Genomic DNA, 822 nt, shown 5'->3' on the forward strand with positions numbered 1-822 from the left:
CGCCCCATGATGGCGGAGGTGGGGGTGAGCATTTCACGCATGCCCGGCCCACCGCGGGGGCCTTCATAGCGAATCACTACCACGTCGCCAGACACTACCGTGCCGTCGTTAATCCGTTGCTGGGCTTCTTCTTCCGAACCGAACACCCGTGCCGGGCCGGAAAAGTGGGTGCCTTCCTTGCCGGTGATCTTGGCCACCGCGCCGTCCGGGGCCAGGTTGCCATACAGAATGCGCAGGTGACTTTCCGCTTTCAGAGGCTCGGACAGGGGCGCAATAATCGACTGATCCAGGGGATAGGGCGCCACATCGGCCAGGTTTTCCGTCAGGGTTTGGCCGGTGACAGTCAGGCAGTCGCCGTGCAGCAGACCCGCCTCCAGCAAGATCTTCATCAGCGGCTGAATACCGCCAATGGCCACCAGTTCGCTCATCATGTAGTGGCCGCTGGGGCGCAGGTCCGCCAGCACCGGCACCCGCTTGCCGATCTCGGTAAAGTCATCCAGTGACAACGCCACATCGATGGTGCGGGCCATGGCGATCAGGTGCAGCACCGCATTGGTGGAGCCGCCCAGGGCAATCACCACGGTGATGGCATTCTCGAACGCCGCGCGGGTCATGATGTCGGACGGCTTGATCTCCTCTTCCAGCAGTTTCAATACAGCGGCGCCGGCCCGCACGCAGTCTTCCCGCTTTTCTTCGGACACCGCGTTCTGTGCGGAGCTGCCGGGCAGGCTCATGCCCAGTGCTTCGATGGCCGAGGCCATGGTGTTGGCGGTGTACATGCCGCCGCAGGAACCCGGGCCGGGGATGGCGGTTTCTTCAATC

At 63.4% G+C, this 822-nt stretch carries 1 protein-coding gene; it reads right to left on the minus strand.

Going from position 1 to position 822, the window contains the following annotated elements:
- The coding region (locus tag A3754_RS03255; RefSeq protein ID WP_197468419.1) for a dihydroxy-acid dehydratase at positions 1-822 on the minus strand (822 nt) is incomplete at both ends.

The sequence above is a fragment of the Alcanivorax sp. HI0083 genome (genome assembly GCF_001635175.1).